Annotated in this window: 6 protein-coding genes; 4 read left to right on the forward strand and 2 right to left on the reverse strand. The window is 68.0% G+C overall.

What is annotated here, in order from left to right; genetic code table 11:
- The 3 genes from GT354_RS51785 to GT354_RS51795 form a co-directional block, all read left to right on the forward strand.
- On the forward strand, window positions 1-981 hold a 981-nt coding region (locus tag GT354_RS51785), incomplete at its 5' end, for a hypothetical protein (RefSeq protein ID WP_161365446.1).
- A gap of 960 nt (window positions 982-1,941) precedes the next feature.
- On the forward strand, window positions 1,942-2,469 hold the full coding sequence (locus tag GT354_RS51790) for a replication/maintenance protein RepL (protein WP_161365448.1): 528 nt from the start codon (window positions 1,942-1,944) through the stop codon (window positions 2,467-2,469).
- Window positions 2,466-2,858 carry a helix-turn-helix domain-containing protein gene (locus GT354_RS51795; protein WP_161365451.1) on the forward strand — a complete coding sequence of 131 codons (393 nt, stop codon included), beginning with the start codon at window positions 2,466-2,468 and terminating at the stop codon, window positions 2,856-2,858. The genes GT354_RS51790 and GT354_RS51795 overlap by 4 nt, the downstream gene beginning before the upstream one ends.
- Before the next feature lie 184 nt (window positions 2,859-3,042).
- Here GT354_RS51795 and GT354_RS55530 read toward each other — a convergent pair whose 3' ends face one another.
- Window positions 3,043-3,870: a hypothetical protein gene (locus GT354_RS55530; RefSeq protein ID WP_237536290.1), complete on the reverse strand. Its 828-nt coding sequence runs from the start codon at window positions 3,868-3,870 to the stop codon at window positions 3,043-3,045.
- Between the two features lie 467 nt (window positions 3,871-4,337).
- On the opposite strand from GT354_RS55530, the gene GT354_RS51805 reads away from it, so the two are divergent.
- A complete protein-coding gene (locus GT354_RS51805; RefSeq protein WP_161365453.1) occupies window positions 4,338-4,547 on the forward strand; it encodes a hypothetical protein in 210 nt (69 codons plus the stop codon).
- Between the two features lie 552 nt (window positions 4,548-5,099).
- Here the strand turns inward: GT354_RS51805 and GT354_RS51810 are convergent.
- On the reverse strand, window positions 5,100-5,273 hold a 174-nt coding region (locus GT354_RS51810), incomplete at its 5' end, for a helix-turn-helix transcriptional regulator (RefSeq protein WP_161365454.1).

The raw sequence follows: 5,273 nt of genomic DNA on the forward strand, positions 1-5,273 counted from the left end.
CTGCGCGACCGGGTTCGCGAACAGGACCGACGGCTCCACGCCGCCGCCGACTACGCCCGCGAAACGGCAGGCGAACTCGCCGAACACCGCGCGATCATCGAACTCCTGCGCCGGGAAGTGGACGTCCTGCGCCGGCAGGTGGACATCCTGAGCCAGGGAGAACCCGGGCGGTCTGCCCTTTCCCACACACCCGTTGCCCGGGTTGCAAGGCAGGTCACGGCGGAGGAACCGGGGGCCCCGACGTCCGAACCCCGGTCGAGCCTCCCCGCCGGGGGCGGCGCGGAGGCCACGGGGTTCGGGTACCGGGTCTCGTCCCGACCCGCCGGCGAGGCGTCACCGGAACTCTTCGCGGAGATCTCCCGGCGGTGGGAGGACTGGGACCGCAAGCGTCGGGCACGGACCGACCGGACCGTCGATCCGGGGTATCACCGCAAGCTGGTCGGGTTCAAAAGCGTGGCGGTGTGCCTCGGCCTGATGATCGTGGGCACGATCGGGATCGCGGTGTACGTCCACACCATCGTCTGGGGCCTCGCCGTGATCGGCTTGGTCTGCGCGTGGCTCCTCTTCGCGATCTGCTGCTGGGGGCAACCACAGCCGGACCGCGAGAATTGGGCGTTGCCCGCCCTTCGGCATCCGTGGCAGGTCTGGCCGTGCCGGCGATGGGTGGTCAGGCAACGCGACGGAACAATCGACGACATCCGGTTCACGCTGCTGGATCCGGAAGGCCTTCCGGTCGCCGAGTTCACCACCAACGAGTGCCTGAGCGGTCCCGTGGGACCGGTCGACTCGGGGCTGGAACTCGTCTGGGTCGCGGGAACCTTCGATTCCCGGTGTGTGATCGCGTTCCCGTCCCCTGTGTCCTGGCAAAAGAGGGACGCGATCCTGGCCGCCGTGTCCGAGCCGATCAAAATTCCCTGGACGATCGACCCGGACGAGTTCGCGTCTCTCGTGAACCAGGCACGGAACGCACACGTCGACTGAGGCCGTGCACCGGAGGGAGAACAACGTCGGCAGGCGGGATCGCCACACGACGGCCGATGTCCCCCGATCCTCGGAAGAAGTTCGGCTCGGTGTCCCCAAAACTCGTCCCGACAGACAGGGTGAGACGCCGCGACCGTGCGAAGTCAACCCGCCCGTCCACCGACCCGACGACCCGTCGAGTCGACCCCTGCCGAACAACGTCGTCAGAGCCGCTTCGATCATGCTCACCGGCCCGACCGAACGCGGGCACGTGAAACGCCGGCCCGAACTGGCGGGACACGACCCAGGTGGGAACGGGGGTCCTGCGGGGCGGCACGAACCGCCTGGGGGGATCGGGGGGCGGCGGAACGCCCCCCGATGGCGCGCCCCGCGTGCCATGGCGCCGACAGGCGATACGGCACGGCGGCCGCCGAAGGCGCAGGCCGAAGCGAGTGTTCCGAACGGGCCCGGGGGCGATCCGGTACTGCCGCCGGGGTGTTTCGGGTGGAGGGAACATGCGTGGGACGCGTGGGCCGCGGACTGCGTGGGTCGGGTTCTTATAGAGGCAAAACCGCGAAAACAGCGCCTGACCAGGGGATTTGAAGAACGGTATGTCGTAGCTGTTGCGACTATCTCAGGAGGATGTGTCGTGCTGGGCTTACATATCTCCGCGTGACTTTACCGTGGGGGTTAACTTCTCGTGGAGTGCGTCGGCGTTGACGTCGGCGATGTGTCGAGTACCGGCCGGGTTCGACACATCGCCGGGAGATGTGTCGAGTCCGTCTCGACACATCGCGACACGACTTAACGGTGGGGGGCAAGTTCCATAACCGTGGGGGTAAAGATCGCTAGGGTCGCTGAGGTGAGAGCCCTGGGAGGACCCGAGTGACCGAGCCCGTACGCCCGATCCCCGCACCACCGACACTGCGGACGGATCCGTCCCAAACGCCGAACCGCGGCCCCGGCCAGTCGCCGCGACGGGTGAGCCTGGGCCAGGCGATCACCGAGGCGATCGTCACCAAGGCCCCGAAGGTCTCCCGCTCCGCCGTCGAGCGGGTCTCGGTCGACCTTCACTACCGGTCCCCGCACCACATGCTGGGCGACGAGGGCTTCAGCCTCGTCAGCAACGACTACCTCGCGAACGTGTTGGCCAAGTCGGTCGCCGCGAGGGTCGTCTCGCCGCGGCAGTGCGCGATCATGTTGTTCATGATCGGACGCCAGCAGGAGTCCCTGGTCGGGATGAACCAGCAGTCGATCGCCGACGCCCTGACCATCCCCCGGTCGACCGTGTCGACCGAACTCACCGGCCTGAGCGCCCTGAACTGGGTGCGAAAGGTCCGGCGAGGGGTATACCAGGTGAACCCGCTGCTGGCCAACATGGGCAACGGCAACGCGCAACGGACGACCCTGGCCGACGCCCGGGCCCTCGCCCTCGAGTCGGGGTTCCCCGACGAGGTCTGCGTCCCCGAGATGCCCGCCCCCCGGAGCAGGAAGAGGAGCACAACGTGATGCTGTACTCGTCGACCGCGCTGTGGTCGATACTCCCGGACCTGGACCTCCCGCCGGCGACCATGCGCGTCCTCGCCCGCCTCCAGTCCGTCCAGCAGCCCGGCGGCCTGATCGTCGAGAGCCAGGTCGACATGGCCGGCGCCCTCGGGCTCAGCCAGGTCACCGTCTCGCGCAGCATGCGCACCCTGCGCGAACGCAACCTCGTCATCGGGCCCCGGGGAGCGAAGCGATTGCATCCGCTGATCGCCGGCTACGCGTCCAGCGAAGACTACGAGCGCGCCGCGATCGAGGCCGTGCGCCGCGACGACATCCCCGACATCACCGTGCCGCTGTACGTCCAACCCCCACCCCGAGTCGGACACGCCCCGCCACTGTCCGCAGTCAGCTAGACCGGCCACCGATTGGTGGCCCATGCTCCGGATGCCGTCCTGCCTCTTCCTGAATAGGGACACCGCAACGCGCCCGCCCGCTGCGCCACCAGGACATGGGCGGGCCACGTTCCCGGTGATGTGGCGCCCGGTTCGGTGTTCTGACTCGGATAAGACTCCGGATATCCGAGGCCAGAAGCCGAAGCTAAGGAAGCCGGGTGATCGCTCCCGAGACGTACCACTGCACAAGAGTCGCCGCCGCGTGGACGGCAGCGCGGGCCTCTTCGAGAGTCTCGGGTCGGGTGGGGGTCTGCTTGCCGTGGCGCGAGGTCTGGCCGTCCCACAGCAGCCGCATCATCGTCCGCGGAGCCTCGATCGGATCGGCGTACCCGGCCGCCGTCGCGATGTTGAGGTCGAACTTGTGTGGAATGCTCTTGAGCGCGCCGAGCATGGTGCCGAGGGTGGCCCTGTCCTTGTTGGGCTCGACGATGGCGTGTGCGGCGCATTCCACGGCCTTGATGCAGTGGCTGTATGCGCTGACCGGGTCCGGCTGGATCCCGTAGGCGGCCGTCCAGGCAGCCGCAAGGTGTTCCCCGGCGGAACCCGAGGTCGGCTGGGCCAGGGCGTCCGTGATCGCGTGGGTCACCGCTTCGCGAACGGCGGGATCGACGCGATGCTCCAGACCGTCGTTGGTGTCGTTGACGCGGAAGGCCGAGCCGCAGTCGTCCAGGATGTCCCCGAGATCGTGGAGGGCGTCATAGGTGAACGTCCCGTAATGGAGGGCGGCATCGACGCCGTACAGCAACGTGATGTCGTGAGCCTGGTTGACGAGTTGCTGTTTGGCTGACGCTCCCGAGTTCACGGGAATCCGTAGGCGTCGGCAGACCCGTCGCATGGTGGGTTCGTTCACCCTGATCGTGATCCACCCCACCAGCGGTCCGTACAGGTGCGCGGGCACGCCCTCGTACAACGCGTCCTCGGGTTCGGCATGTCCGAGACGCACGGGCAACGGCTGCCAGGGGGTGTTCGTCATGGCGGGGACGCTACTCGCGATCTTCCGCCGTCCGGAGAGGTTTTCGGCGGTCCGGCGTCCGCTTCCGGCCAAGTACCTCGAATAAGACTCGGGATACCCGAGGTCAGGAAGGTGGTGCCGATGGCTGGGTGGTGTCGGCGCAGGGGTCGAGGCGCGAGTCGACGTGCGACGGGCGGGGTTTAGACGGACGAGTGCGCAGCAGCTCCCGAGAAAGGTTGCCAGGACGGTCCACCACTCGGGCTGCAGCATGGTGAGGACGTAGGGCTGATGAGGACCCATGGAATCAGTTCTGATCAGGGCCCGGGCCAGCCGGGGTGATCCCTGCCGTGAGCTGGTTCGGGAGCCCCTGACCGCGCTCTTCCGATCAGTCGCCACGGCAAGCGATCACATGACTTGGGTGTGTTCGGGAACCTGCCCGCCCGGGTGCAGGAGTTCCTCCAGCGGCCGTTCCTGGGCGAGGACAGGGCGTGGTCGCCAAGTACTACTACCCCGAAGGCCACGGGCCCATGGGTCGGGAACTGGACCTGCTGTTCGCCCTGTTGGGCTACCGCGACGTCACGTTCGCCACCGGCAGCCGAACCAGGCCGCGCGGGGCCTCGCCCAACCGGACCCGGTGGAACTCGACTACTACCTACTACACGCCCCGGTCAGAAGCGCGCAGGTTCGCAGAATCCTGACTCTGGACGACAGGGAACCCACGTGGGGTACGAGGTGGAGTGCGGTGTAGCACGTGGGTTCCGCAGTAGTGCTGGGGATTGCGGATGAGGAAAGGCCGCAGGAGGCGCCGGTTTCTGTTTTGCCTAGCCTCCGCCAGGGGCGCCCAAGCAGCGTCGAGAACGAAATCCTCGCCGCGCTGTCGCAGATTTTCGAAGAAGAGCGTGCCAGCCATGCGTGCCTCCTGCCCGAGGGTGGGCAACTGCACGGTTTGCATTGGCAGGTCCGCCTCGCAGCTCGAACCACCAGACACCCCCCGCCCACCGTGGGCTGCTCGGGCGGGGCGCGGCCCACGAACTGCCTGACCGCCGTCCGCAGCAGCGGTCCGGGCACCTCCGCGTTGCGCGCGAGGGCGGTCACGTCGTCGAGCGCAGCGCGGCCACGGTGCCCGGGAGACGCGCGTTGTCGAGCCGGCCGACCCGGTGCTTCCCCTGCGGTCCAGCGACAGGTATGCCCGCAGCAACGCCACCGCCCGCGCGGGCCTGCCCTCGCCCGTGCCTCCGTCGGAAGCCTCGTCAGGCGTTTGTGGGCGGCGGGTCTGCGAGTGCGTCGCGTAGGGCTGCTCGTGAGCTGATGCCGAGTTTGGGGAACAGGTTGTACAGGTGGGTGCTCACGGTGCGGGGGGAGAGGTAGAGCCGTTCGCCGATCTGCTTGTTCGTGAGTCCTGCTGCGGCGAGTGTGGCGATCTC

It is taken from the genome of Streptomyces sp. SID3343, from assembly GCF_009865215.1.
GTDB lineage: Bacteria > Actinomycetota > Actinomycetes > Streptomycetales > Streptomycetaceae > Embleya.